This window comes from Actinotalea alkalitolerans, assembly GCF_023369855.1.
Classification (GTDB): domain Bacteria; phylum Actinomycetota; class Actinomycetes; order Actinomycetales; family Cellulomonadaceae; genus Actinotalea.
Genome location: NZ_JAMBPP010000005.1, coordinates 1 through 26,219, shown reverse-complemented (window position 1 = coordinate 26,219; position 26,219 = coordinate 1). Strand labels below are relative to the sequence as shown.

Annotated in this window: 20 protein-coding genes; 6 read left to right on the top strand and 14 right to left on the bottom strand. The window is 72.6% G+C overall.

What is annotated here, in order from left to right; genetic code table 11:
- Positions 1–20: 20 nt before the first annotated feature.
- Both M1R94_RS07020 and M1R94_RS07015 read left to right on the top strand, forming a co-directional pair.
- Entirely contained in the window at positions 21–1,091 is a 1,071-nt protein-coding gene (locus M1R94_RS07020) for a ParA family protein (protein ID WP_374109440.1), read from the top strand.
- Positions 1,091–2,299: a ParB/RepB/Spo0J family partition protein gene (locus M1R94_RS07015; RefSeq protein ID WP_249380969.1), complete on the top strand. Its 1,209-nt coding sequence runs from the start codon at positions 1,091–1,093 to the stop codon at positions 2,297–2,299. The genes M1R94_RS07020 and M1R94_RS07015 overlap by 1 nt, the downstream gene beginning before the upstream one ends.
- 18 nt (positions 2,300–2,317) lie before the next feature.
- On the opposite strand, the gene M1R94_RS07010 is transcribed toward M1R94_RS07015, so the two are convergent.
- From M1R94_RS07010 to M1R94_RS06980, 7 genes are all read right to left on the bottom strand, one after another.
- A complete protein-coding gene (locus M1R94_RS07010) occupies positions 2,318–3,277 on the bottom strand; it encodes a D-alanine--D-alanine ligase family protein (protein WP_249380968.1) in 960 nt (319 codons plus the stop codon).
- Entirely contained in the window at positions 3,274–4,611 is a 1,338-nt protein-coding gene (locus M1R94_RS07005) for an aminotransferase-like domain-containing protein (protein WP_249381242.1), read from the bottom strand. The genes M1R94_RS07010 and M1R94_RS07005 overlap by 4 nt, the downstream gene beginning before the upstream one ends.
- 125 nt (positions 4,612–4,736) lie before the next feature.
- Positions 4,737–5,063 (bottom strand): thioredoxin, encoded by a 327-nt coding sequence (gene trxA / locus M1R94_RS07000; protein ID WP_249380967.1) that lies wholly within the window; start codon positions 5,061–5,063, stop codon positions 4,737–4,739.
- Positions 5,060–6,070: a thioredoxin-disulfide reductase gene (gene trxB / locus M1R94_RS06995; protein WP_249380966.1), complete on the bottom strand. Its 1,011-nt coding sequence runs from the start codon at positions 6,068–6,070 to the stop codon at positions 5,060–5,062. The genes trxA and trxB overlap by 4 nt, the downstream gene beginning before the upstream one ends.
- 139 nt (positions 6,071–6,209) lie before the next feature.
- A complete protein-coding gene (locus M1R94_RS06990) occupies positions 6,210–9,743 on the bottom strand; it encodes a murein biosynthesis integral membrane protein MurJ (protein WP_249380965.1) in 3,534 nt (1,177 codons plus the stop codon).
- On the bottom strand, positions 9,740–12,040 hold the full coding sequence (locus tag M1R94_RS06985) for a DUF6049 family protein (protein ID WP_249380964.1): 2,301 nt from the start codon (positions 12,038–12,040) through the stop codon (positions 9,740–9,742). Before M1R94_RS06985 ends, M1R94_RS06990 begins: the two co-directional genes overlap by 4 nt.
- The gene (locus tag M1R94_RS06980) at positions 12,037–12,588 is read right to left on the bottom strand and encodes an NUDIX hydrolase (protein ID WP_249380963.1); all 552 of its coding nucleotides are present in this window, start codon (positions 12,586–12,588) and stop codon (positions 12,037–12,039) included. Before M1R94_RS06980 ends, M1R94_RS06985 begins: the two co-directional genes overlap by 4 nt.
- Before the next feature lie 138 nt (positions 12,589–12,726).
- Here M1R94_RS06980 and M1R94_RS06975 point away from each other — a divergent pair, with 138 nt between their 5' ends.
- Positions 12,727–14,220: a CCA tRNA nucleotidyltransferase gene (locus tag M1R94_RS06975; RefSeq protein WP_249380962.1), complete on the top strand. Its 1,494-nt coding sequence runs from the start codon at positions 12,727–12,729 to the stop codon at positions 14,218–14,220.
- A 43-nt stretch (positions 14,221–14,263) separates the two neighbouring features.
- On the opposite strand, the gene M1R94_RS06970 is transcribed toward M1R94_RS06975, so the two are convergent.
- The 7 genes from M1R94_RS06970 to M1R94_RS06940 are packed head-to-tail and all read right to left on the bottom strand — an operon-like array spanning position 14,264 to position 23,466.
- On the bottom strand, positions 14,264–16,384 hold the full coding sequence (locus M1R94_RS06970; protein WP_249380961.1) for a SpoIIE family protein phosphatase: 2,121 nt from the start codon (positions 16,382–16,384) through the stop codon (positions 14,264–14,266).
- Between the two features lie 15 nt (positions 16,385–16,399).
- Positions 16,400–17,710 carry an MFS transporter gene (locus M1R94_RS06965; protein ID WP_249380960.1) on the bottom strand — a complete coding sequence of 437 codons (1,311 nt, stop codon included), beginning with the start codon at positions 17,708–17,710 and terminating at the stop codon, positions 16,400–16,402.
- A 38-nt stretch (positions 17,711–17,748) separates the two neighbouring features.
- Positions 17,749–18,801: a 4Fe-4S dicluster domain-containing protein gene (locus M1R94_RS06960; protein ID WP_249380959.1), complete on the bottom strand. Its 1,053-nt coding sequence runs from the start codon at positions 18,799–18,801 to the stop codon at positions 17,749–17,751.
- A complete protein-coding gene (locus tag M1R94_RS06955; protein ID WP_249380958.1) occupies positions 18,798–19,454 on the bottom strand; it encodes a TorD/DmsD family molecular chaperone in 657 nt (218 codons plus the stop codon). The genes M1R94_RS06960 and M1R94_RS06955 overlap by 4 nt, the downstream gene beginning before the upstream one ends.
- A 1-nt stretch (position 19,455) precedes the next feature.
- Positions 19,456–20,373 carry a dimethyl sulfoxide reductase anchor subunit family protein gene (locus M1R94_RS06950; protein WP_249380957.1) on the bottom strand — a complete coding sequence of 306 codons (918 nt, stop codon included), beginning with the start codon at positions 20,371–20,373 and terminating at the stop codon, positions 19,456–19,458.
- A 2-nt stretch (positions 20,374–20,375) separates the two neighbouring features.
- Positions 20,376–20,993 (bottom strand): DMSO/selenate family reductase complex B subunit, encoded by a 618-nt coding sequence (locus tag M1R94_RS06945; RefSeq protein WP_249380956.1) that lies wholly within the window; start codon positions 20,991–20,993, stop codon positions 20,376–20,378.
- A 10-nt stretch (positions 20,994–21,003) separates the two neighbouring features.
- Positions 21,004–23,466: a DMSO/selenate family reductase complex A subunit gene (locus M1R94_RS06940; RefSeq protein WP_249380955.1), complete on the bottom strand. Its 2,463-nt coding sequence runs from the start codon at positions 23,464–23,466 to the stop codon at positions 21,004–21,006.
- A 253-nt stretch (positions 23,467–23,719) separates the two neighbouring features.
- On the opposite strand from M1R94_RS06940, the gene M1R94_RS06935 reads away from it, so the two are divergent.
- The 3 genes from M1R94_RS06935 (at position 23,720) to M1R94_RS06925 (ending at position 26,111) form a co-directional block, all read left to right on the top strand.
- Positions 23,720–24,016, top strand: a complete 297-nt coding sequence (locus tag M1R94_RS06935; RefSeq protein ID WP_249380954.1) for a DUF6457 domain-containing protein — start codon at positions 23,720–23,722, stop codon at positions 24,014–24,016.
- Between the two features lie 66 nt (positions 24,017–24,082).
- The gene (locus M1R94_RS06930; protein ID WP_249380953.1) at positions 24,083–24,631 is read left to right on the top strand and encodes a sigma-70 family RNA polymerase sigma factor; all 549 of its coding nucleotides are present in this window, start codon (positions 24,083–24,085) and stop codon (positions 24,629–24,631) included.
- On the top strand, positions 24,621–26,111 hold the full coding sequence (locus M1R94_RS06925) for a hypothetical protein (protein ID WP_249380952.1): 1,491 nt from the start codon (positions 24,621–24,623) through the stop codon (positions 26,109–26,111). Before M1R94_RS06930 ends, M1R94_RS06925 begins: the two co-directional genes overlap by 11 nt.
- Positions 26,112–26,219: the final 108 nt, after the last annotated feature.

The following is a 26,219-nucleotide window of genomic DNA, read 5'->3' as shown; positions in this document are numbered from 1 at the left end:
TGGCAGGATGAGGGCACGCAATGACAGGAGAGCCGGTGGATCAGCAGGACCACGTCCCGCAGAGCCGTGTTTCACGTGAAACGACGGACTGGTCGGACGATGAACGACGGGCTGCGATCATCGACAGCCTTCCCACCGCCGACGAGTCGACACCGCTGGCTGCCCAGCTCGCCGCCGACGCACGACGACGGATCGACCTCCACGGTCGGCAGTTCCCCCGGCCGGCGACCACGCGAGTCGTGACGGTCGCCAACCAGAAGGGTGGCGTGGGCAAGACCACGACCACGGTGAACATCGCAGCGGCCCTCGCGCAGGCGGGCCTGAACGTGCTGGTCATCGACAACGACCCGCAGGGCAACGCCTCGACGGCGCTCAGCATCGATCATCGTGCCGGCACACCGTCGATCTATGACGTCCTCGTCGACGACGCAGCGCTCCAGGACGTGGTGCAGCAGTCGGCTCGGATCCCTCGGCTCTGGTGTGCGCCGGCGACGATCGACCTGTCAGGCGCCGAGATCGAGCTCGTCTCCATGGTGGCTCGGGAGAACCGGCTGCGGAACGCCATCGCCGCCTACCTCGCCCACCGAGAGTCCACCGGGACGGACCGGCTCGACTACATCCTGATCGACTGCCCGCCGAGCCTGGGGCTGCTCACGGTCAACGCCTTCGTCGCCGCCCGTGAGGTCCTGATCCCGATCCAGTGCGAGTACTACGCACTCGAGGGCCTGAGCCAGCTCCTCAAGAACGTGCAGCTGATCAAGAGCCACCTCAACCCGGTGCTGCACGTCTCCACGATCGCCCTGACGATGTACGACGCGCGGACCAACCTCGCGCAGCAGGTCGCTGCTGAGGTGCGTGAGCACTTCCCGGTGCAGACCCTGCGCACCACGATCCCGCGTTCGGTCCGCATCTCGGAGGCCCCGAGTTACGGGCAGACGGTCATGACCTACGACCCGGGTTCGACAGGGGCGTTGTCCTACCTCGCAGCCGCCCGCGAGATCGCCGAGAGGGGAGCCCCTGGGGCGCCCGCCACGAATGCCGCGGCCCTCGCCGGCGAGCACCCCCGCATCCCCAGCACGGAGGAGAACTGATGGCCGAGAAGCGACGTGGACTGGGCCGAGGCCTCGGGGCGTTGATCCCCAGCGGGAGCGGGGACGCGCGACCCGTTGACGTGTTCTTTCCCGGTGCGAGCATCGTGGCGCCCGTCGAGATCGAGGAGTCGGGGACCGACGTCACCGAGACCACGGGTCAGCCGGGCGACCACGCGAACGCGAACGGCACAGCCGGCGTGGTGGAGCCCCGCCGACCCGCGGACCTGGGCAGCACGCAGGCCGCGGGGAGCAACGGCACCGGCGAGCCGGCTGCCCTCCCGGGCGCAGCACCCTCGGGAGAAGCGGCCACCGGCGACGCAGGAAGTCCCACCACGGACCAGCAGGACGGGACCGACGGCGGGCTGCTGCCCGTCCCCGGGGCCTACTTCGCCGAGGTGCCCGTCGGCTCGGTCCGGACCAACCCGCGACAGCCACGGACGGTGTTCGACGAGGACGCCCTCGCCGAGCTGGTCGGCTCGATCCGGGAGATCGGCGTCCTCCAGCCGGTCGTCGTGCGCGAGGTCGAGCCCGACCCCGACCAGCCCGAGATCCGGTTCGAGCTCATCATGGGCGAGCGGCGGTTGCGTGCCACGCAGGGAGCCGGCCTGGCCACCATCCCGGCGATCGTCCGGCAGACCGATGACGCGGACCTTCTGCGTGACGCCCTGCTCGAGAACCTCCACCGCAGCCAGCTCAACGTGCTCGAGGAGGCTGCGGCCTACCAGCAGCTGCTCGACGACTTCGGCTGCACGCACGACGAGCTCGCCCAGCGGATCCACCGCTCACGGCCGCAGATCTCGAACACCCTGCGGCTGCTCAGACTGCCTCCGCTGGTGCAGCGCAGGGTCGCTGCGGGGGTGCTCTCGGCCGGCCACGCACGGGCGCTGCTCGGCCTGCCGGACGCGGCGGCGATGGAGCGGTTGGCCCAACGGATCGTCGCTGAAGGGCTCTCGGTCCGGTCGACCGAGGAGATCGTCTCCCTCGGCGGGGATCCCGAACGTCCGGTCCTGGCCCGTCGCGCCCGGCCGGGGGACCGGAACGCCGCCCTCGACGACCTCGCAGGCCGGCTGTCGGACAAGTTCGAGACCAGGGTCAAGATCGCCTTGGGCAAGAGCAAAGGACGCCTCACGGTCGAGTTCGCCTCCGTGCAGGACCTCAACCGCATCCTGGCGACCCTCTCGCCCGACGACCCCGGTCTGCTCCGGTAGGTCGGTGCCGACGGGCGGTCAGGCGGGAGTGAGGCTCTGGTCCTGCACCGCGTGCTCCACCAACGACCGGTACAGGGTGCCGAGGTCGTGGCCCGCGGCCAGGGCAGCCTGGGGGAGCAGGGAGGTCTCGGTCATCCCGGGAGCGGTGTTGACGTCGAGCAGCTGGGGCCGACCGTCGGCGTCCAGGATCAGGTCGGTCCGCGACAGGTGACGCAGGCCCAGCGCCTCGTGGACGCGGACGGCCGCAGCCCCCACCCGTGCGGCGTCGTCCTGCGACAGGCGCGCCGGGGCGAAGTACTCCGTGCGGCCCGGGTTGTACCGGGCGTCGTAGTCGTAGGGTCCGTCGGTCACCAGCTCGACCGCCGGCAGGGCGCGCGGGCCCTCGCCGGTGTCGACCACGCTGACGGCGAGCTCGACACCGGTCACCGCCTGCTCGATGAGGGCCGTGTCCCCGTAGGCGAAGCAGTCGACCATCGCCCGGGGCAGGTCCTCGGCCGAGCGGACGACGGTGACACCCAGGGCGGACCCACCGCGCGAGGGCTTGACCACCAGGGGCAGTCCGAGGCCACCGAGCACGGCGTCCAGGACGCGACCGGCCCCGAGCTCGCGGAAGAGGCTCTGCGGCAGGGTCACGAACCGCGGGGTGTCCAGGCCTGCAGCGGCCAGCACCGTCTTGGCGACGGGCTTGCTCCACGTCACGCGGCTGGCTCGCGGGCCTGACCCGAGGTACGGCAGGCCGAGCAGCTCCAGGACGTCCCGGATGGACCCGTCCTCTCCCGACGCGCCGTGCAGCAACGGCCACACCAGGCCCGGACGGACCTGCTCGAGGACCGGGATCAGGTCGGCGTCGACGTCGTGCACGGACACCTCGACCCCGGCGCCGCGCAGGGCCTCGGCGACCCGCCGGCCCGAGCGCAGGGAGACGTCCCGCTCGTGCGAGAGCCCGCCGGCCAGGACCAGGACGTTCGGGGTGCTCATGCGAGGTCCGGGGCGGTCGGGTCGACGATCCGCAGCTCACGGTGAGCCGCCGTGCCGAAGATCTCGACCAGCTCGGACTCGGAGGCCACCACGCTCGCGAGCCGACGGACCCCTTCGCGGATGCGATCGGGGGTCGGGTAGCAGAAGGAGAGTCTCATGTGGTCGGCGCCCTGTCCGTCGGCGTAGAAAGCGGTTCCCGAGACGTAGGCCACGCGTGCGGTGATCGCTCGCGGGAGCATGGCCTGGGCGTCGAGGCCGGCAGGCAGCCGCACCCAGGTGTAGAAGCCACCCTCGGGCACGGTCCAGGTCGCCTCGGGGATGTGCTCGCCGAGCGCACCGATCATCGCGTCACGACGCTCGCGGTACATCTCACGGAACGCCTTGATCTGACCGCGCCAGTCATGGTTCGCGAGGTACGTCGAGATCGCCAGCTGAGAGGCGTTGGACGGGCACAGGATCGCGGACTCGCTGGCCAGCACGAGCTTCTCGCGCACGGCGTGGGGGGCCACGGCCCAGCCCACCCGGTAGCCCGGGGCGAAGGTCTTGGAGAACGAGCCCAGGTAGATGACCCCCTCGTCGTCCAGGGAACGGATCGCGGGGAGCGGGTCGCCCGAGAAGCCCAGCAGGCCGTACGGGTTGTCCTCGACGAGCAGCACACCGTGACGCCTGGCGATCTCCAGGATCCGCGGGCGTCGCTCCAGGGTCATCGTGACGCCGGCCGGGTTGTGGAAGTTCGGCACGGTGTAGAGCAGCTTGACCGTCCGACCCTCGGACTGGAGGGCCTGCAGCGTCTCCTCGAGGGCTTCGGGGACCAGCCCGTGCTCGTCCAGCGGAACGTGCACGACGTCGGCCTGGTAGGCCCGGAACACCCCGAGAGCGCCTACGTAGCTCGGCGCCTCGGCCACCACGACGTCGCCGGGGTTGATGAACAGGCGGGTGACCAGGTCCAGGGCCTGCTGCGACCCGGTGGTGACCACGACGTCGTCGGGGTGCGCGTCGATGCCCTCGAGGCGCATCACCTCGAGGATCTGCTCACGCAGCCGCTCGTCGCCCTGCCCCGAGCCGTACTGCAGCGCGGTGGTGCCACGACTGAGGATGAGCTCGTGGGCCGACTCGGCCAGGGCCTGCATCGGCAGGCCGGCGAGGTTGGGCATGCCACCGGCGAGCGAGACGACCTCGGGCCGGTTGGCGACGGCGAACAGGGCCCGGATCTCCGAGGCGCGCATGCCGTGGGTGCGGTCGGCGTAGGCACCGATCCACGGGTCGAGGCGGGTCCCGGTGCCGGGCCGGACGGGGTGGGCGGCGCTGCCGGGGGCAGGAGTCACCTGCCCCATCGGCTCGCCGTGCGTGGGAGTCATGAGGCGAGTCTGCCACGTGGGACGGTGCGTCCCACGTGGCGTCGTCGCGCGTCACCCTTCCCGGTCGGCGCCGGGAGCCCTGTCGGGCACGGGGGAGACGGTCAGGACAGGACGGACTCGATCTCGGTGACCAGCGCCGGCTTGGGGCGGGCGCCGACGATCTGCTTGACTAGCTCGCCACCCACGTAGATGTTGAGCGTGGGGATCGAGGTGATCCCGTAGGCCGCGGTGGTCTGGGGGTTCTCGTCGCTGTTGAGCTTGGTGATCTTCACCTTGCCGTCGTACTGCACGGCGAGCTCCTCCAGGATGGGGGCGACCTGGCGGCAGGGGCCGCACCAGGGGGCCCAGAAGTCCACCAGGACGGGGGTGCTGGAGTCCAGCACCTCGGCCTTGAAGGTGTCGTCGGTGACGGGGACGGTCGCGCTCACAGCTTCTCCTCGATCATCTCAGGCAGGGTTGCCGGTGCAGGGGGCTCCGCCACGTCGGCGAGCGCAGCCAGGTAGTGCTGGGCGTCCAGGGCCGCCGCGCAGCCGGTGCCGGCGGCGGTGATGGCCTGACGGTAGACGTGGTCGACCAGGTCGCCGCAGGCGAAGACGCCCTCGAGGTTGGTCGCCGTCCCGCGGGCGCCGTCGGCCCCCACCAGGACGTACCCGTCGTCGTCGAGGTCGACCTGGCCGGTGAGCAGCTCGTTGCGCGGGATGTGACCGATGGCCACGAACAGGCCCGTCGCCGCGAGGTCACGCTCGGCTCCGGTGACGGTGTCGCGCAGCGTCACCCCGGTCACCTTGTCCTCGCCGTGGATGGCGGTGACCTCGCTGTTCCACGCGAACCGGATCTTCGGGTCGGACATCGCACGGTCAGCCATGATCTTGGAGGCACGCAGCTCGTCACGGCGGTGCACCATGGTCACGGTGCGGGCGAAGCGGGTCAGGAAGGTGGCCTCCTCGACCGCCGAGTCCCCGCCGCCGACGACGATGATGTCCTGGTCGCGGAAGAAGAAGCCGTCGCAGGTCGCGCACCACGAGACACCACGTCCCGAGAGTCGCTTCTCGTCGGGCAAACCGAGCTCGCGGTACGCCGAACCGGTCGCGAGCACGACCGCGCGTGCGGTGTGGGTCACGCCGTTGCCGGTGACCACGGTCTTGACGGGGCCGGTCAGCGAGGCCGAGGTGACGTCGTCGTAGACGACCTCGGCACCGAAGCGCTCGGCCTGCTTCTGCATGTTCTCCATGAGCTCGGGGCCCATGACCCCGTCGACGAAGCCGGGGAAGTTCTCGACCTCGGTGGTGTTCATCAGTGCGCCGCCGGCGGTGACCGAACCTGCCAGCACGAGCGGGTTCAGGCCTGCGCGCGCGGCGTACACAGCAGCGGTGTACCCGGCGGGGCCGGACCCGATGATGATCAGCTCGCGGGGAGCGGGGGGCTGGTCTGCCACGTGGCGGTCCTTGTCTCGTCGTGGTGGAGAGGGGGGTGGTGCTGCCACCCGCCCTGTCCGGGCTGGTGCAGGCATCAACGGATCCTAGGCGGCATCTGTTCCGCTGGGGTGGGTCCTGGCCGCGGTGCCCGCGGCTCGGTCAGGAGACCGACACCTGCGTGAGCTCGACCCGGTTGCGACCGTCGGCCGTCTGGGGCAGCTCGGTGAACCACAGCACGATGTGCTGGGTGTCGACGGGGTCGAACGTGAACACGGTGTCGGGGCCCATCGGTCCGGCGGCCAGGACCTCCCCCTCGTTGGGTGTGGCGGGGTCGGTCGCACGGACCTCGACGTTGCCACCCGTGGTGGTGAACTGCAGCGAGACCGAGGTGACGGTCGCGACCTCGGCGAGGGTGACCGCGTACCCGACGCCTGACTTCATGCCGTACGTGGGGGACACGTAGGTCCGGGTGAACCAGAAGGTCGTGGGGTCGCCGTCCAGGGCACGGTCCACGGCCTCGGGGTGCTCGTTCTGGTCACCCTCGGGGTCGAGCTGCTGACCCGAGGCGATCACGGGCGGTGCGCCGGAAGGTTCCTCGGGGACAGCGGGCTCCTCCTCCGGGGTCTCCTCGGCGTCCGGGGTCCCCTCATCGGTCTCGGCCGGCTCCTCGGTGACCGTCGGTCCCCCGACGCGCTCCCCGCCGCCGATCGGAGGGACCGGTCGGGTGAGCTGCTGGAAGGCGACGAAGACACCGACGATGACGACCAGCGCCACGAAGGCCAGGACGAAGGGCGTGGGGTCGAAGCGTTTGGTGGTCAGCGCCTCGGTCGACCGTCCGACCAGCACGTCGAAGCTCTCGGGGACCGCCGAGCGGGCGGGCGCAGACCGAGGGGTCGGGGAGGAGACGGAGGGGCGTGGGCTCGCGGCGGCACTGACCGTGGTCGAGGTGTCGTCGCGCCGGGGCTGGTACGAGGGCGGCACGGCCGGGGGTGGCGTGCCAGGTCGGGGCGACCCGGCGGTCGTCTGCTCGGCGAGGGTGCTGCGCACCGACTGGCGCTGCACGGTGGTCGTCACGGGGAGGTCGTCCGTCGGGGGCGTCGGGTCGGCGCGTGGGGCGTTCCCGGCCGCGGCGTCGGCCACGGCGGAGTCGTGCGCCTCGACCTGGTCGGCCCAGCCGGACCTGGCGTCCAGCGCGCCGAAGATCTCCTGCGCGGCGATCGGCCCCCACGGCTCGAGCTCGAGAACCAGCTCGGCGGGGCTGTGCGGCCCGTCGTCGTGCGGGCCCAGGGTCACGGCGCACAGCGTGTCGAGATCGTTGGGCACCCCGGGGACGAGCTCGACAGGTGCTACCGGGCTGCCCATGACGACGGGGGCGACCGGCACGCGTCCGGCGTCGGTCCCCTCGGGGGCGGGCCAGCGACCGGTGAGGGTCAGGTACAGCAGGCTGACCAGGCCCACGGTGTCGGCCCGGGTGGTGGAGCGGGCGTCCCCCAGACCGTGCCCGGTGAGCTCGCCGTCGAGGGCGAGCCCGGACACCAGCACGGACCCGTCGGGGGTGACGTGGATCGAGGAGGGCCGCAGCGCGAGGTGGTGCACCCCGCGCCGTCGGGCGACCTCGAGGGCCACCGCGGCCTCGCCGATGATCGCCCGCGCCTGGTCGGCCGGCAGCGGGCCGTGCGCGGTGAGCGTGGCCAGGTCACGGCCCTGGAGCGGCTCGGTGACGACGTAGTGGACGCCTTCGTGCTCCCCGACGTCGAGCACCCGGACGAGACGGGGGTCGGTCACCAGCGCGGCGCGCCGTGCGGCGTCGAGGGCCTGCGTGACGCGCTCGCCCCGCAGGACCAGCGCCCGCACGGGTCGGTCCAGGATCTGGTCCCTGGCGTCCCACGCCTCGACCTCAGGGAGGTCGATGGGCGCCGGCTGGTGCAGCCGGTACCGCCCGGCCAGCAACGTTCCGCGTCCGACGACGACGTCCAAGGAATCTCCTCCGTGCGCGCCCGGCCGCTGGTCGGGATCGTTCGCCGCGGCTCCCGGCGTGCCCATGCTACGTCCCAGGCGGCGCAGGAGTGGAGCGACGAGGTCCTGCAGCTCGGTGACCCGCAGCACCCGCAGCATCGCCACGTACAGGCCGAGCATGACCAGGCCGACGACCGCGCACACCACGAACGAGAGCACGACGCCGGCCGAGGACAGGTCGCCGAACAGGCGGCTGAGCGGCCATCCCACACCGGCGGCGACCAGGGCTGCCAGGGCGGCGCGCACGTGCAGCCGGACGACCCCGCCGCCCAGCCCGCCCAGCCGACGTCGTACCGCCGCTCCTCCGACGAGTGCGCCGAGCAGGTAGGAGGCGGCGATCGCCGCGCCCGCAGCGGCGGTCCACCACCGGGGCGCCAGGACCATCGACCCGACCCAGGCCCCGCCCGCGACCACGACCGTCATCGGCACCTGGAACCAGAACAGGCCCTTGGCGTCCTCGTAGGCGTAGAAGACGCGCTGCACGAGAGACCAGGCCCCCAGGGCGACCAGGCCTGCGGTCAGCGCGACGACCACCGGGACCAGGACCGAGATCTGCGCCGGGGGGACCGAGGGGAAGACGAGCCGCATGACGGGCAGGGCCAGCACGCCCAGCACCGCGGTCGCGAAGATCGTGAAGACCCCGATCGTGCGCAGCCCGTAGGAGGTGTCAGCTCGCACGGCGGCGGTGTCCTGCCCGGCGGCATGGGTGGACAGCCGGGTGAACAGCGCGGTCAGCAGGGAGACCGTGACCAGCGAGTGCGGGAGCATGAAGAACAGGAAGGCGTAGTTGTACGCCGCGTTGCCGGCGACGACCTCACCGGCGGCCGCGTTGTCGGGGGCCGACGTGGCGATGCGGGTCACCACCAGGATGCCAAGCTGTCCGATGAGCAGCGCCCCGAAGGTCCACCCCGCGACTCGTCCGGCGCTGCCCAGCCCGGCCCCGCGCCACCCGCCCCGAGCTCGGTAGCGGAACCCGCTGCGGTACAGCGGCACGAGCAGGACCAGCGCCTGGCACGCCACCCCGAGCGTCGCGGTACCGCCCAGCAACGCGACACGTGTCGGGTCCCACCACTCGAAGCTGTTCGTGGGTCCGTCAACCGTGTACCGGCCGAACAGACCGATGAAGACCGCCAGGCCCGCGATCGCCACGATGTTGTTGACCACCGGCGCCCACATGTACGGCCCGAAGGTTCCCCGGGCGTTGAGCACCTGCCCCAGGAGCGTGTACATGCCGTAGAAGAAGACCTGCGGGATGCACCACAGCGCGAAGGTGGTCGAGAGCACCAGGAAGCCCTGGTTCTCGACGTCCGAGGCGAGGTTCACGATGAGCGGCGCGGCGGCCGTGGCCACCACTGTGACCCCGAGCAGCAGCACGGCGCCCAGGGTGAGCAGGCGGTCCACGTACTCCTGGCCCCCCGCGGTGCGGTACGCGCGCACCACCTGGGGGACCAGGACGGCGTTGAGCACGCCGCCGGCGATGAGCATGTAGATGACGTTGGGCAGCCAGTTGGCCAGCGCGAAGGCGTTCGCGGAGGTGGCGGTCACCCCGATCGCGCCGGCCAGCACCGATGCGCGGACCAGGCCGAGCACGCGTGAGGTGGCGGTGCCCGCCGCCATCACGGCGGTGCTGCGCCCCAGGCTCTCGCCCTTGCCGGCCGATCCGCCCTGGGCGCTCATGGCTGGACGACCTGCTCGGGGGACAGGGCGTCGGGACCCGAGTCGACCGGGGCCGCGCGGCGGCCCGTGCGTCCGCGCCGGATCGAACGCGCCAGCCCGAAGACCAGCCCCAGTGCGAGCAGGCCGCCGATCACCGCGGTACCGATGCCCTCCCAGTCGGCCCGCACGCGCACGGTGAAGGAGGTCGACCGGTCGAGCACCGTGCCGTCCGCGGCCTGCAGCTCGACCACCACGTCGACGTCGGCGCTCGAGATGGCGTGCACGGGGATCTGGGCGAGGGCCTCACCGTTGGCCTCGATGGTGACCGCGACGTCGTCGTCGACCCGGAGCTGGGAGTTCCCGGGGCGCAGCGCCACGACGACCGTGACCTGCTGGTCGAGCGCGTTGCTCAGACGCACCGGGAGGTCACCCGAGGCCGAGATGATGTTGAGGGTGCTCCCCGGGATGACCGTGACGACCTGGGTCAGGGCGCGGGTGCGGGTCACGGCGGCCTCGACCAGCGCTGCCCGGCCGGCCGGGTCGGCCCGCCACGCGACCGAGGTCGGGGCGAGCAGCTCGGTCGTGGGGTCACCCAGCAGCGCGGAAGGGTCCTGCGCGATCTGGGCGAACAGCTCACGCTCGGCCACCGCTGCGCGTGAGCTCTCGAGGGTCGCGGCGTCGACCTCGGTGGGGTCGACGGTGCGTTCGGGCAGGGAGCCGCGGTCCACCTCGGGGTCGTCTGCACCGACCAGTGCCGCGACCGGCTCCATCTGCACCCACGGGACCGAGCCCAGTCCCTCGAGCTGGGCCGAGGCGGTCGTCGGGTCGGGGTGCCAGTCACGCGGCACCACCACCAGCAGGTGACGAGAGTCGCTCGGGCGCTCGCGGGTGATCACCGCGAGCTCGGCGAGCAGCGCCTGGGTGGCCTCGACCGGTGACGCGGCCGGGCTGGCGGCACGCGCGGACTCCCGCTCGTCGGACAGCGCGTCCGTGCCGACGGTCCTGGGCACGGAACCCGCGCGCAGGGCTGTGGAGAGACGTTCGTCGCCGATGATCGCGGTCACGTCACCGCTGGCGGTCGGCAGGGTGGCCCGCCCGGTGGGCGTGTAGGTCAGGACCGAGGGCGGGGTCAGCTCACCCGGGCCGACGACCAGGGCGCGTGCGTCGTGGCGCAGGGCGAACGCCGCGGTGGGGAGGTCGGGCAAGGGGTCGGCGGGCCACGCGAGGGTGGTGCTCGCACCCTCGGGCACCAGACCCTCACGAGCCGCCTGGGCGCTGCGGTCGATGGCGAGGTCCAGGAGGTCTCCGGCGCCCACGTGCGCCAGGGCGGCGAGGTCGGGATCGCTGTGCGGCAGCAGCGCGACGTCGCGCCCGACCATGGCGGCCACCAGGTCGTCGGCCCAGTCCGAGGCGGCGTCGGCCGTGGGGGCTGGCGCCCCGGTCGTGGGGTCGGTGGTCTCGGCGGACGGGTCGGTCGCGGTCGGGTCGTCGGTGGCGGCGTCCTCGGCCTCGGCGTCCTGGTCGTCGCCGTCCTGGCCGTCGTCGCCCTGAACCGGACCGTCGGCCGAGGACTCGGGGGTGCCCTGGCCGGGCACGGCGCCCTCCAGGACCGCGGGGTCGACCACCCAGGTCACCTCACGGTGCTCCCCGGTCGCGGCGAGCACGTCCGTCAGTCGACCTCCGACGGAGGTCTCTGCCACCAGCTGCTGGCGGTCGCCGACCGGGCCGACGACCGGCACGAGCACCGTCAGCCGGGTCCCGGTCACCTCCTGCTCGGGGAACCACAGGGCGAACGTCCGGCCCAGGCCCTGCCGGGCACGCGCCGGGTCAGCAACGTCGACCACTTCCAGGGCGAGCCCGCGCGGACCCCACGAGGTCGCACCGGTGCGCAGACCGATCGACCCCGCCGGCACCGTTCCCCGAGCGGTGACGGTCGCACCGGGGGCCAGGGCCGAGGGCAGGTCGATGTCGAGGATCGCCGCACCCGAACGGCCGTCGGGCCCGGCGTCGGTCCAGGTGTCCAGGGAGCTGCGGCTGATGAACCCGTCACGGTTGATGCGGACGATCACCCGGGGCTCGGCCAGGGTCGCCGACCCGGTGTTGTGCAGGGTCGCGGTGACGGTCAGGTCCTCACCTGGCCGCAGCACCTGAGGGCTGACCCCCGTGACGGTGACCTCGACCGGCAGCGACCCGTCCTCGGGCGTGGTGGTCGCCGCTGCCACGGGTGCACCCACCACCGCGAGCAGGGGCAGCACGAGCAGCAGCGGCAGCGTGAGCACCAGGGCGAGCCGGTGGGCGCGGGGACGGGTCGAGGTCATGCGTCGCCGACGAGCACCGCGCACGCGCTGAGGGCGAGCCGTCGTTCGTTGGGGTACGCCAGCCGGTCGGCGAGGTCGACGACCGCGATCCACGCGACGTCCTCGGCCTCGCCGTCGGGGTCGCCCTCCACGGTGAGCACCCCACCGGTCGCCGCCAGCAGGAAGTGGTGCACCACCTTGTGCACGCGGCGGTCGTCACCGGTGAACCAGTAGTCGATGGTGCCGAGCGGCCGCAGGATCTGACCCACGATGCCGGTCTCCTCGGCGATCTCGCGGACAGCAGCCTCCTCGGGGGTCTCCCGACCCTCCAGGTGGCCCTTGGGAAGGCACCACTCGAGCCGGCCGGCGCGGTTGCGGCGGGCGATCACCGCGGCGCGCGGGCGTCCCTGGGTGTGCTCCACGACCAGACCGCCGGCCGAGGTCTCCTCGACCACGGGCAGACCCTGGGCGGGAGCCCGGCGGGTTCCCCGCGGGTCGATGTGCAGCGCATGGCCACCGGGCGGAGCGGGCACCGCGCCCGGCCGCGGGGTGGGGACGGCGCTGGACATGTCGCCACTGTAACGACCGGCGGCGGGCACCACCCCGTCCCAGGGTCCTGCCGGGACGCGGTCGCAGCCCGGCGCGCACCACCCCCGTGGCACTCGGCGAGGTGGGGATGGGCCAGGGATCTGGCACGCTGGTCTGCTGTGCCGCCCACTGCCCGAACCCCTGACCCTGATCGCACCGTCCCGCTGACCGAGCTGCAGCGACGGGCCCTGGTCGTGCTCGCCGACCTCGCCCCTGCGGCCCTCGAGCTCGGAGAGGTCTTCGCCGCCGCCGGTCACGAGCTGGCCCTGGTGGGCGGTCCGGTCCGGGACGCCTTCATCGGCCGGCTCAGCGCGGACCTGGACTTCGCGACCTCGGCGACCCCCGACCAGACCGAGGCCCTGCTCGCGAGCTGGGGCGACGCGCACTGGGACATCGGCCGGGACTTCGGGACCATCGGTGCCCGTCGCTTCGCCCGGGGCGGGACCGCGGCCGATGTCGTGGTGGAGGTCACCACCTACCGGGCGGACGTCTACGACCCGTCCTCCCGCAAGCCCGAGGTGGCCTTCGGCGACAGCCTCGAGGGCGACCTGTCCCGACGGGACTTCACGGTCAACGCGATGGCGGTCCGGCTTCCCGACCTGACCTTCGTGGACCCCTTCGACGGCCTGTCCGACCTGGCCGCCCGGAGGCTGCGCACCCCGGTGACGGCCGAGCAGTCCTTCGACGACGACCCGCTGCGGATGATGCGCGCCGCCCGGTTCGCCGCGCAGCTCGGGTTCACCCTGGCCGACGACGTCCGTCATGCCGTCGAGCAGATGGCCGGGCGCATCTCGATCGTCTCGGCCGAGCGGGTGCGTGACGAGCTGGTCAAGCTCCTGATGGCCCCCGACCCGCTGCCCGGGCTGGAGGTGCTGGTCGAGACCGGCCTGGCCGACCACGTGCTGCCCGAGCTTCCCGCGCTGCGCCTGGAGATCGACGAGCACCACCGGCACAAGGACGTGTACCAGCACTCGCTGATCGTGCTGAGCCAGGCCATCGACCTCGAGACCGGCCCCGACGGCCCTGTCCCGGGACCGGACCTGGTGCTGCGGCTCGCCGCGCTGCTGCACGACATCGGCAAGCCGCCGACCCGTCGGTTCGAGCCGGGAGGCGGGGTGAGCTTCCACCATCACGAGGTGGTCGGCGCCAAGATGGTCGCCCGGCGCCTCAAGGCCCTGCGCTTCGACAAGGACACCGTCCAGGCCGTCGCGCGGCTCACCGAGCTGCACCTGCGGTTCCACGGCTACGGCGACAGCGGCTGGAGCGACTCCGCGGTGCGCCGGTACGTGACCGACGCCGGGCCGCTGCTCGAGCGGCTGCACCGGTTGACCCGCTCGGACTGCACCACGCGGAACCGGCGCAAGGCCGACCACCTGTCCTTCGCCTACGACGACCTCGAGGCGCGTATCGCCGAGCTGCGCGAGAAGGAGGAGCTCGCCTCGATCCGACCCGACCTGGACGGCGAGCAGATCATGGCCGTGCTGGGCATCGGTCCGGGCCGCGAGGTCGGCGAGGCCTACCGGTTCCTGCTCGAGCTGCGCATGGAGGAGGGCCCGCAGCCGCGCGAGGTCGCCGAGCAGGCGTTGCGTCAGTGGTGGGCGGGCCGCGGCTGAGCCGTGCTCGTCGGGCCGGTGGTGATCGTCGGCCCTGGGGCGCTCACGTGCGTCGGACGACCAGCAGGCACACGTCGTCCTCGGGGGACTCGCTCACCAGGGTACTGATTAGCCGCTCGCCCACCTGGGCGGCCGAGGCGCCGTCGGGCACCCGGCTCAGTGCCTGGGTCAGCGCGGCGATCCCCGCACGCAGCGGGCGGTCGCGGCGCTCGACCAGGCCGTCGGTGTAGACCACCAGCACCCCGCCGTGGGGCAGCTCGGCCTCGGCCTCGGGCGCGGCGTCACCCAGGGTGCTGACCCCCACCGGGGTGGTCAGTGCGCCGTCGAGCGAGCGGACCTCCCCGCCGGGCAGCCGCAGGAGTGCCGGCGGGTGACCGGCCCGGCTGTAGGACAACCGGTCGCGGTCCAGGCGCAGGTAGATGCAGGTCGCGATGTCGGCCATGTCCAGGCCTCGGACCAGCTCGTCCAGCCGCGAGACCACCCGCCCGGCGGACTCGCCGCTCCACGCGTAGGAGCGCAGCACCGAGCGGAGCTGACCCATCGAGGCCGCGGCCCGCAGGTCATGACCCACGACGTCACCGACGGCGAGCCCGGTCACGCCGTCGGGCAGGGGGAGGACGTCGAACCAGTCACCCCCCACCTCGGCGCGGCGGGCGGCCGGCAGGTACGTGGCGTCCACGTCGAGGCCGGGGATGTCGGGCAGGGTGGGCAGCAGGCTGCGCTGCAGGGTGACCGCTGCGTCCCGTTCCCGCAGGTAGAGCCTCAGGTTGTCCAGGCCGAGCCCGGCCTGCTGACCGACCTCGATGGCCGTGGCGACGTCCTGCGCGGTGAAGCCGTCCGGGTCGGCGTGCACCAGGCACAGCACCCCCAGCACCCGGTCGCGGGCCCGCAGCGGCACCACGAGGGCGCTGCCCAGCCCTAGCCGACCCAGGAGGGTGAGCTGCTCGGGAGTGGTGCGGGAGGGCAGCCCGTCGATGTCGACCGCGAAGGGCCGCGGGCCGTGGGACGGCGTGCCCGCGAGGGCTGCGGCGACCGACGGGGAGCGCGTGAGCCAGGAGATGTCCTGGTTCTCCAGGTCGAGCGCGTCCTGCACCCGTTCGGGGTCGCGGGCGGCGACGTGCAGGCGGTCGAACCGGCCGGTGTCGCTCGTCACCGCCACGAAGCCCCAGGTCGCGAGAGCCGGGACGGTGAGGTCGGCGAGCGTACGGATGCTCAGCGTGTAGTCCAGGTGCTGGATGAGCGACTGCCCGACCTCGGCGAGGAGCTGCAGCCGCCCCTCGGAGGCCAGGGCGTCGTCCAGGGCCGCGTCCCTGGCGCGCTGCGCCTCGACCTGCACGGTGACGTCGGTCTGGATGCCGACGTGGTGGGTGACCTGGCCGCTGCCGTCCACGACCGGGCTGATCACCAGCTGGTTCCAGAACGGGGTGCCGTCCTTGCGGTAGTTGAGCACGGTCTCGGCGACGGTCGTCCCGGCACGGATGGCCGCACCGAGGCGGTCGACCGTCGAGCGGTCGGTGTCCGGTCCCTGCAGGAAGCGGCAGTTGCGGCCCAGGACGTCTTCGGCGCGGTACCCGGTGACCTGCTCGAAGGCCGGGTTGACCCACACCAGGGGGTCGTCGGGCCGGTGCGGGTCGGAGATGGTGAACGAGAGCTCGCTGGCGGTCGCCGCCCGGGCGTGCAGATCGCCGCTGATGTCCTGCAGGGCCCGGACCGTCTCCTGCTGGCGCATCGGCAGCAGGATCACCAGGGCCTGGTCGGCGAGCGGTGCGGGCGCGTCGGTGAGTGGCATGCCGACGGCCCACAGCGCCTCACCCGCGGCCGAGGTGTCCGAGGCGCGGGCCGCACTGATCTGCAGGCCCCGTTCGGGGCTGCCCGCAGCGATCGCCTCGAGCAGGTCCGGGCCGTCCTCGAGGAGCGTGCCGTCCGGGGTGCGCAGTCCCGCCGCACGGGACCACTGCGCCAGCGGGACCGGGAGCTCGATGCCAGGTCCGAGCTCGACGGCCAGCCGGTTGGCGTAGACGACGGTCCGCTGCTCGAGGTTGACCAGCAGGGTCGCGGCCGGTTGGTCCGCCATCGCGGCCGGCATGGCCGCGGAGACCCGCTCGCCGGAGGAGGTCGAGGGCACCCGAGGTCTGCCCTCGATCATGGCGGTGAGGTCCTCCATAGGACCAACGGTAGGTCAGGAGTCCCGCTCCGGCGAGGCGTCCGCCGCACTCCCCGCGCGGACCGTCCCGGCCCGGAACGCGACCCCCGCACCGACGTAGGCCACGGCCAGGCCCAGGAAGGTGGGTCGCGACCAGCCGGTGTCCGGGAGCGCCACGGCGGCCAGCGCGGCGGCGCCCACGAAGGCCGCGTTGTAGAGCACGTCGTACAGCGCGAAGGCCCGCCCGCGGTAGTCGTCGTGGGTGTCGCGCTGCACGATGGTGTCCACCGCGATCTTCGCTCCCTGCGCGGCCAGCCCCAGCGTCGCGGCGCCCACCAGGACCGTGGTGCGGGTCGCGGTGACGGCCAGCAGCAGCTGGCTCAGCGCACCGACGCCCAGGCACACCAGGATCCAGGTGGGCGGGCTGACCCGCTCGTGGGCCAGCGGCGTCAGCACCACGGCGAGCCCGAACCCCACGGCCGAGGCGGCGAGCACCAGCCCGAAGGTGCGCAGCCCGGCGTCGGCGTCGGCTGGGTCGGAGAGCAGGTTGCGGGAGATGAGGATGCTGGCGATGAACGTCGCGCCGTAGATGAAGCGGTGCGTCGCCATGACCCCCAGGGCCAGGGCCGGGGTCCTGCGGGCGACCAGGTACCGGGCGCCCTCGCCCAGGCCCCGCCCGACCTCCCGGACCTTGTCCCAGACCTCTCCTGCGGCGGCCCGGCGCGTCGGGCCCAGCTGGTCGGGGCGCAACCGCAGCGCGAGGGCTGAGGCGGCAGCGAACACCAGGGCGGCACCGGTCAGCACCACGGCGTCGTGCGCGGGGCCGGCCGGTGCCACCAGTCCACCGACGAAGCCCAGAGCGCCACCGACACCCGCCGCGGCGGCCCCCAGGGTCGGGGTGATCGAGTTCGCCATCAGGAGCTGGTCGCGGGGCACCACGCGGGGCAGGCCGGCCGACAGCGCCGCGAGCAGGAACCGGTTGATCGACATCGTGACCAGGGTCAGCACGTACACCGCAGGCCCGACCCCGACCGTCACCAGCAGCACCGCGAGGACGAGAGCTAGCACCACCCGCACCGCGTTGCCGACCAGCAGCACCTGCCGACGACGCCACCGGTCCAGCAGGACCCCCGCCCAGGGACCCACCACGGTGAACGGCAGCAGGAGCACCGCGAAGGCCGCGGCGACGTCGGTCGCGGTGGTCATCCTCTCGGGGGCGAAGAAGAACAGGGTGGCCAGGCCCACCTGGAACATGCCGTCGCCGGTCTGGGAGACGAGCCGCACGGCGAACAGCCTGCGGAACCCTGGGTGGACCGCGACGACCCTCAGGTCGCCCAGCACGCTCATCGTCGTCGTCCTGCGGCAGCCCCGTTCACCGCAGAAGGCTACGCCGCCCCGGGGGCGCGGGGAGCCGTCGTCGGCGCAGGTGCGGCGTTCTGCGGGCCCGGGACCTCCGGGAACACCAGCGAGCCGAACGGTGAGGAGCGCCGGAAGGCGCAGACCGGGCACAGACCCCCGCCACCGGCCGGGACGGGCGCCCCGCAGCGACGGCACTCGACGGTCCGCACCTCGGCGAGCGGGACGAGCCCGTCACGCACCACGTCCGCCCAGGTCAGCTCCCCGACCCGGCGGACGGCGTCCTCGGGGCAGGCCGTGAGGCACTCGTCGCAGCCGGTGCAGTCGACCGGTGCGAGGGCGAGCACCTGGGTCACCGAGCCGTCGGGGTGCGGCAGCCCCGCGCGCAGGGACAGCGCCGCGGTCGGGCACGACCGCACGCACGTCCCGCACCCGGTGCACCCGGTGACCTCGAGGCGCGCACCGGGTGCGGCAAGGAGGCTCAGCGCGGCCGGTGGAGAGGTCGCGACGGCGGGAGCCAGGACGCGCAGCGCGGTGGCCGCGCGGGCCGGGTCGGCCACGGGCCGGGGGACGACGGCGTCGCGGGTCCCCGGGCGCAGGCCGAGCACCGCTCGGCGAGGCACCGGCAGGTCATCGGTGCGGTGCACGACCCGACGACGCACGCCCCCGGTGACCTCGGCCACGACGTGGACGGTGGCACCCGCTGCGGTGAGGAGGGCGTTGGCCTGGTCGACCACCCCGAGAGCCACCTCGGGTGCCAGGCACTCGTCCAGACGCACGGTGAGGCTGCTGACACCCGCAGCGAGGAGCTCGAGGTGCACCGACGGTGCCAGGGTCGCCGCGCACCCGTCGAGCTGGACGACCGTGCGCCCGGCGCGTCCGCGGCCCGGTCGGTCGTGCTCGGCGCAGACCAGCTCGAGGTCCACGGGATCGGGCTGGCGGGGCAGCCACCGCAGGAGCGGTCCCAGACCGTCGTGCGCCAGACCGTCGTGCGCCGGACCGTCGTGCGCCGGACCGTCGTGCGCCGGACCGTCGTCTGCCGGACCGTCGTGCGCCGGACCGGTGACGGTCGGCGCGGTCATGGCGCGAAGGCGGCGCGGGCCTGGTCGAGGGCCCCCAGGCCCAGGGCGGCCCAGCCGCGGTAGAAGTCCGTCCCGGCGTGCTGCTCGAGGAGCCGCAGGTACGCGGGCGCCCACTGCAGCACGTGGTCACGCAGGAAGGCCTCGTGGGCCACGAGCGAGGTGTCCAGGGTGAGCTCGTCCTCGTGCTCGATCGCGTCCAGCGCGCGGGCGCACAGGGCAGCGAGGAAGGACAGCTCCAGACCGAGGTGGTCGTCCGGCTCGCGGTTCAGGCGGGGTGCCTGCAGCCCGAAGGCCAGGTAGGCGGCACGGACCTCGAAGGTCGGTCGGTCGAACACGAGGCGGTCGTGGGTGCGGTGCACCGACTCGTACGGTGCCGCCGGGAGCGGCCCGGGACCGACCAGCAGGCGCGCGTGGTCGAGACGCAGCGTGGCCTCGTCCTCGGTCGCCACGGATGCGCGCAGCAGCGCCGTGCCACGCGTCGTCGGCTCGTCAGCCTCGAGCGGCCACGAGTCGATCATCCCAGGGGCGGACAGCCGTTCGACCAGCCCGGCGTCGGGGGGTTCGAGCAGCAGGCGGGCGAGCATCCGCCAGACCCCGGCGAAGGAGTCCAGCCGCTCGGCGAGCAGGGCAGGGTCGACCCGGGTGGTCGTCACGTCACATCCCGATCCGGGTGAAGCTCTCGTAGAACAGCGCACGTCCCAGACCCTCGGAGACCAGCACCAGGCCGAAGGCGGACAGGGTGACCGTGAAGAGCAGGCGCTCGCGGCCGGCGACCGCGACCTTGAACAGGAAGACCCCGAGCAGCCCGGCGCCCACGAAGGCCAGCACGAGGCGCAGCACGAGGGGGACACCGCCCCAGGTCATCAGCGAGGCCGCGGAGGTCGCCGCGGCGCCACCGGCCCCGGCCAGGCTCAACGCGTAGGTGGGCAGGACGACGAACTGCACGCCGAGCAGCACGATCGAGGTGACGGCGATCCACCGCAGGCTGGTCCGGACCAGGTCGGTGACCTCGTCGTCGACCGCGACGCCCCGACGGCGCTGGACCATGAGGAGCCAGACGAAGGCCGAGCCGACCGCCAGGGCCCCGAGCAGGAAGGTCGTGGTGAAGAAGATCACGGGGGTGGCCGGTGAGTTCCAGGCCGGGACGGTCGGCAGCATGTAGACCATCGCCATCGACCAGACCAGACCTAGCCCCACCAGTGCCGTGACGCCCGCGAGGACCTGGCGCAGCACGGGGGTGAACCAGCCTCGCCACTGGACCACCGCGAACGCGGCACCCAGCCCGGCGAATGCGCAGCCGAAGAGGATCTCCCGGCTCAGCCAGCTCGAGCCCAGCTGGTTGAGCACGTTGATGGCGTTGAGCGGGTTGCCGAGGTGCAGGATGCTCGCCGCCAGGCCCAGCACCATCACCGGGCCGATGGCGTACAGCGCGGGGTCGCTCAGCCGGTCCACGGTGGCCGTGCTCGCCCTGCGGCGGGCGAGCAGGTGCACCACTCCCAGGACGACGAAGGCACCGACCGACATCTGGGCGAAGATCGTGAAGATCACCAGGGGGAGCTCGTCGACGTGCATGGTCAGATCTCCTCGGGGTTGGCGATCGCACCGGTGCCCTCGCCGGTCCGCTGGGCGTGGCGGTGCGGGGTGAGCACCAGGTTCGGCCGGGTGATCGACGGGTCCGGCAGGGGCTCGACCCCGGCGACGTCCCCGTACTGGGCGCGCAGCTCGTCGATCTCCCCGAACTTCAGCACCCGCGACGGGCAGGCGGCCACGCAGGCCGGCTCCTTGCCCTCGGCGAGGTAGTCCGCGCACAGGTCGCACTTGGACATCACACCGGCCGAGGCGTCGAACTGCGGTGCGCTGTAGGGGCAGGCCCACTCGCAGTACCGGCACCCGACGCACTTGGCGGGGTCGACCGTGACGATCCCGTCCTCGCCCTTGCTCATCGCACCCGTGGGGCACACGGTCACGCAGATCGGGTCCTCGCAGTGGTTGCACGAGACCGACGTGTAGTAGGTGAAGACGTTCGGGGCGAGGGTCTCGTCGGCGTTGGCCCACGTCCCGCCCGAGTACTCCACGACGCGGCGCCAGGTCACGCCCAGCGGGAGGTCGTTCTTGTCCTTGCAGGCCGTCTGGCAGGCCTTGCAGCCGTTGCAGTAGTTCTGGTCGAGGTAGAAACCTAGCTGTCCGCCCATGATGGGAACCTCACGCCTTCTCGATCTCGACCAGGGTGGTGTGCTGTGCGTTGCCCTTCGCGAGCGGGCTGGGACGGTGGCTCGTCAGCGTGTTGGTGCAGCCGCCGGTGTCCACACCGTCCTTGTCGGGGGTGTACCAGGCGCCCTGCGGCACCGAGACGACCCCCGGTGCGATCCGGGGTGTCACCCGGGCGACGGTCCGGATCCGCCCGCGGTCGTTGAAGACGTGGACGGTGTCGCCGTGGGCGATGCCGCGCGCCCGGGCGTCGGTCGGGTTCAGCCAGACGTCCTGCGGGTGGGCCTCGCGCAGCCACTCGACGTTGCCGTACGTCGAGTGCGTGCGTGCCTTGTAGTGGTGTCCGATGCACTGCAGCGGGAACCGGGAGCGCAGCGGATCCTCCGCACCCTCCCAGGTCGGGAAGTACTCGGGCAGCGCGGTGATGTGGTCACCCGCGGGCAGTTCCCAGGTCTCGCTGATCTCCTGGAGCCGCTCGGAGTAGATCTCGATCTTGCCCGAGGGGGTGTCCAGCGGGTTCGCGACGGGGTCGTCACGGAACTCACGGAGCGGGACGACCGGGCCGTCGGGGTTCTTCTTCTTGAAGATGCCGATCTCGCGGAGCTCGTCGAAGTCGGGGATCTCCGGGGTGAGCTCCTGGCTCGCGGCGACGATCTCGCGCAGCCAGTCCTCCTGGGTCTTGCCCTCGGTGAACTCCTGCTCGACCCCCATGGCCCGGGCGACGCCGGTGAGGATGTCGTAGACCTTGCGGCACTCGTAGAGGGGTTCGATCGCCTGGTCGGCGAAGATCAGGTAGCCGAGGTTGCCCGCGCTGCCCTGCTGGGCGAGGTCGGCCTGCTCGGAGGTCGTGACGTCCGGCAGGAGGATGTCGGCGTACCGCGCCGAGGCCGTCATGTGGTTCTCGATCACGACGATCGTCTCGCACAGGGACTCGTCCTGAAGGATCTCGTGCGTCTTGTTCGCGTCGCCGTGCTGGTTGATCAGGGCGTTGCCGGCGTACTGCCAGATGAACTTGATCGGGACGTCGAGCTTGTCCTTGCCTCGGACGCCGTCGGCCAGGGCGGTCATCTGCGGGCCGCGCACCACCGCGTCGGTCCACGAGAACACCGAGATCGAGGTCTCGACCGGGTTGGCCAGGGTCGGGAAGCCGGCGGTGGGCATCGAGTACGAAGCCTCGCGTCCCCCGGTGCCGCCGCCGGGGATGCCGATGTTGCCGGTGATCGCGGCGAGGGTGAAGATCGCCCGCGCGGTGTTCTCCCCGTTGGCGTGCCGCTGCGGGCCCCAGCCCTGGGTGATGTTGCACGGCTTGGTCAGGGCGATGTCGCGGGCGAGCCGGACGATGGTGCCGGCGGGGACGCCGGTGATCCGCTCGGCCCACTCGGGGGTCTTGGCGGTGCGGTCCGGGCCGATGCCCAGCACGTAGGACCGGTAGGAGCTGCCGGGCGTGGCCGAGTCCGGCAGGTGCGCCTCGTCGAAGCCCACGCAGTAGGTGTCCAGGAAGTCCTGGTCGTGCAGGTCCTCGGTGATCATCACGTGGGCGAGGGCCGCGACCAGGGCCGTGTCGGTCCCTGGCCGCAGGGGGATCCACTCGTCGCCGATCGAGACCGAGGTGTCGCTGTAGCGCGGGTCGATGACCACGACCTTGACGTCGCTCATCTCCTTGGCCTTCTTGGTCACGAAGGTCTCGCCGCCCCCGCTCATGCGGGTCTCGTGCGGGTTGTTGCCCCACAGCACGAGCAGCTTGGAGTTGACCAGGTCGTCGAAGCTGTTGCTCGAGACCCAGGACCCGTAGTGGTAGGGGTAGGCCGCGGTGATCTGGCAGGTGCTGTAGTCCGAGTAGTGGTTCAGGTACCCGCCGAGGGTGTTCATGAGACGGGCGACGCCGGTGGCCGCGGGGGGCCAGGAGGTCGCGACCGTCGCACCGAGCGTGCCGGTGCCGTAGTTGAGGTAGACGGCCTCGTTGCCGTAGTCGTCGAGGGTGCGGCGCAGGCGCGAGCCGATCTCGTCGAAGGCCTCGTCCCAGGTGATCCGCTCGAACTTCGCCTCGCCCCGCTTGCCGACGCGGCGCATCGGGTACTTCAGGCGGTCGGGGTTGTAGATGCGCTGGCGCACCGACCGGCCGCGGACGCAGGCCCGGACCTGCTGCGACCCGAGCTCGTCGTCGCCGGTGTCGTCGCTGTCCACACGGGTGATCTGCCCGTCGACCACGGTCAGGCGCAGCGGGCACCGGCTGCCGCAGTTCACGACGCACGCGCTCCAGACGACCTTCTCGCCCGCGCCGTCCCCGGCGACCGCGCGGGCGGCGGCCGACGCGCTGTCGGCCGGGAGGAGCCCGTAGTGCGCAGCTGCCCCGACGGCGGCGGCGGTGCCGCCCGCGGCAGCGCTCCACTGCACGAATCGCCGTCGGGTCACCGGCATCCCCAGGAATGTCCGTGCGGTCTCTGCGACGTCTGGCATGGCGAGCCCTTCCCGTGCTGCTGCGACCGTGTCCGCCCAGGAGAGAACGCTCGCGACGGGATACCGGTCTCCGTCCAGTGTCCGCGTCGGGGGGGCAGGTCCGAGCAGCCCTAAGTCCCAGGCAGATGTATTACTCACGTCAAGTCCAAGTAATATCAAGGGCCTTCCCGAGGCGTGGTCCGCGACCCGCAGAGGGCTAGCCTGCGAGGGGCGGGGTCCCGACGACCCCCGCTCACCAGCGACGGAGGCACCCATGGCACACGACGAGACCGGTGACGACAGGGCACGCTGGGCGGCGCTGATCACCGCCGAGCTGGGGATCCCCGCGAGCCTCCTGGACGAGGTCTCCGAACCCGTGCTCGACCTCGTGAGAGACGTGGCGCACCAGGTCAACCGACCCTCGGCGCCCCTCACCGCCTTCCTCGTGGGGCTCGCCGCGGGCGGCGCGCACCCCCGTGGCTCCCAGGCGCTGACCGCCGAGGCCGTCCGCGAGGCCACCGCGCGCGCCACCGCTCTGGTCCACCGGTGGACGGAGCCGAACCCCAGCTGACCGCGGCCCCAACCTCGGACGGGGCCTCCTGCGTTCTCCTTCTGAGAGACGACCGAAGGGGCAGACGTGGCCAGGTGGGAACCCTTGCTCGAGGAAGTGGTGCGGGAGCGCTACCCACGCCTCGTGGCGTACGCGCTGCACCTGGTGGGTGAGCGCGCAGCGGCGGAGGACCTCGTCCAGGAGGCGCTCGTGTCGACCTTCGCGGGCCGTGCGCGTTTCAGCTCCGCGGCCGAGGCCGAGTCGTACGTGCGGCGCTCCGTGGCCTCGCGGTACATCGACCAGGGGCGCCGTCGGACCGCCGAGGGCGCGGCATGGCGACGGGTCGGCAGCGAGCCGGTCCGGGACGTCGAGCCGGTGGTGCCGGGACTGACCTCCGAGGTCGAACGCGCGCTGGCCGCGCTGAGCCCCCGCGTCCGGGCGTGCGTGGTGCTCCGGCACATGGACGACCTGTCGGTGCGCGAGACGGCGCGCGTGCTCAAGCTCAGCGAGGGAGCGGTCAAGCGGTACGTGTCCGACGGGGTCGCTGCGCTCAACGCCGCGCTCGGGACGACGTCCTCCACCGAGCCGCACGTCGTCGTGGAGACCTCAGGAAGGACGGTGCGTCGTGGTGCGTGACCTGGACGAGATGATGGACGCGTCGTTCGCGGCGCGCGTGCGTGAGGTCGCTGGGCAGGGACCGGACGGGACGGAGATCGCGGGGCTCGCGCGCCGCGTGCGTCGTCGCCGTGCCGTCCGGCACGCCACGCAGGGCGCCGTGGTGCTGCCGCTGGTCGCCGCTGTCGCGGTGGCAGGCTGGTGGGTCGGCGTCCAGCGCGAGCCGGTGGTCCCGGTCGACACCCCGAGCCCGACCTCGACGCCCAGCCCGACGCCGAGTCCGGAGCCGAGGCCCGAGCCGAGCACGGACCCACCGGTGGTGACGCCGGTGGCCCTGGCCGACGAGCCCGGCCTGCCGACCCGGTACGCGCCCACCGAAGGCCTCCTCGAGATCGCCGGCGCGGGGTGGGTTCTCGCGACAGCGGTCCCCGCACCCCTGGACGACACCGGCAGCCTCGTCGCGCCGACCGTCGAGGTCCTGCTGCTCATCGACCCCGCAGGCACCGCCTACGAGCTCCTGCGCCGTGACCCTGCCCTCGACGTGCGCGAGGGTGCCTGGCGCCAGCTGGAGATCCTCGAGTGGCGACCCCCTGCGACGCAGGCCCTGGTGCGCCCGGCGGTCGTCAGTCCCGACAGGGGCGTGTACGAGCCCGAGGACGTCCTCACGCTCGACCTGCTCACGGGCGCGACGACACCGACCACGGCTGCGCCCGCGGAGACGCCGTACTACATCGCGACGGTCGGTGGCCGGCGCCTCTTCTCCGGCGGGGAGGGTCTGCTCGGCATCGTGGGTGCGTCGGGGACCCGCACGGTCGACGTCGGTGCCCCCGCGTGGTTGGCCGTGGCCAGTCCGGGCGGTGACCTCGTGCTCGTCGAGAACGAGGTCGTCGACCTGGACGAGGCCCGCGTCGTTGGGTCCTTGCCGCAAGGCGGCCAGGCGGGGTGGTGCTCGTCCGTCGGGTGGTGGACCGCCACCGCGATCCTCGCGAAGTGCCTGGACGAGGATCCCGCGGAGGTGGGCGACCAGCGGACCCTGCGCGAGATGGGGGTCCGTCTGGTGACCTTCGAGGTCAGCGACCTGGACGGGGGCAACGGTGCCCTGCTGCGTCGGCTCGAGCTCGGAGACGTGCTCCCGTTCTCCGGTCTGCACGTCTCGGACCGCCTCGTCTCGGTCGGGGGTACTCCGCTCACCGGGTGGTTGCACCCCTGGAGCGATCCCTGCGCCGCCGGCGAGGCGCTGGTGGGCGAGAGCGGGACCGTCCCGCTGCCGAGCCTGGATCCACGGCCGGAGGCCACAGTGTTCAGCGCCGACGCCGTCGGCGGTCGGGTCGCCGTCGAGACCAGGCCCTCGTGCGGCCCCGACATCGCGCCCTCGGTGCTGAGCGTGTTCGACCCGGTGACGACCGCAGGCACGGTGCTGCTGCCCGCCCCCGACGACGACCCACCGGGCGCGCCCTCCCGATGGGCCCAGGTTCTCACCTCGTGGGTGATGGGCGGCTGAGGCGGCACAAGGTCGAGGGCCCCGGCGAACAGGGCAGATTCCAGGGGTCGTAGCAACACCGCTGGTTGGTTATGCGGACAGTAGTTCACCAAGACGCTCGGCTGGGTT

Bases quoted from the DNA above. Each gene is read 5' to 3' on its own strand.
- M1R94_RS07020 (WP_374109440.1), top strand. From the start codon at position 21: ATGACAGGAGAGCCGGTGGATCAGCAGGACCACGTCCCGCAGAGCCGT.
- M1R94_RS07015 (WP_249380969.1), top strand. From the start codon at position 1,091: ATGGCCGAGAAGCGACGTGGACTGGGCCGAGGCCTCGGGGCGTTGATC.
- M1R94_RS07010 (WP_249380968.1), bottom strand. From the start codon at position 3,277: ATGAGCACCCCGAACGTCCTGGTCCTGGCCGGCGGGCTCTCGCACGAG.
- M1R94_RS07005 (WP_249381242.1), bottom strand. From the start codon at position 4,611: ATGGGGCAGGTGACTCCTGCCCCCGGCAGCGCCGCCCACCCCGTCCGG.
- M1R94_RS06990 (WP_249380965.1), bottom strand. From the start codon at position 9,743: ATGAGCGCCCAGGGCGGATCGGCCGGCAAGGGCGAGAGCCTGGGGCGC.
- M1R94_RS06985 (WP_249380964.1), bottom strand. From the start codon at position 12,040: ATGACCTCGACCCGTCCCCGCGCCCACCGGCTCGCCCTGGTGCTCACG.
- M1R94_RS06980 (WP_249380963.1), bottom strand. From the start codon at position 12,588: ATGTCCAGCGCCGTCCCCACCCCGCGGCCGGGCGCGGTGCCCGCTCCG.
- M1R94_RS06970 (WP_249380961.1), bottom strand. From the start codon at position 16,384: ATGGAGGACCTCACCGCCATGATCGAGGGCAGACCTCGGGTGCCCTCG.
- M1R94_RS06965 (WP_249380960.1), bottom strand. From the start codon at position 17,710: ATGAGCGTGCTGGGCGACCTGAGGGTCGTCGCGGTCCACCCAGGGTTC.
- M1R94_RS06960 (WP_249380959.1), bottom strand. From the start codon at position 18,801: ATGACCGCGCCGACCGTCACCGGTCCGGCGCACGACGGTCCGGCAGAC.
- M1R94_RS06950 (WP_249380957.1), bottom strand. From the start codon at position 20,373: ATGCACGTCGACGAGCTCCCCCTGGTGATCTTCACGATCTTCGCCCAG.
- M1R94_RS06945 (WP_249380956.1), bottom strand. From the start codon at position 20,993: ATGGGCGGACAGCTAGGTTTCTACCTCGACCAGAACTACTGCAACGGC.
- M1R94_RS06940 (WP_249380955.1), bottom strand. From the start codon at position 23,466: ATGCCAGACGTCGCAGAGACCGCACGGACATTCCTGGGGATGCCGGTG.
- M1R94_RS06935 (WP_249380954.1), top strand. From the start codon at position 23,720: ATGGCACACGACGAGACCGGTGACGACAGGGCACGCTGGGCGGCGCTG.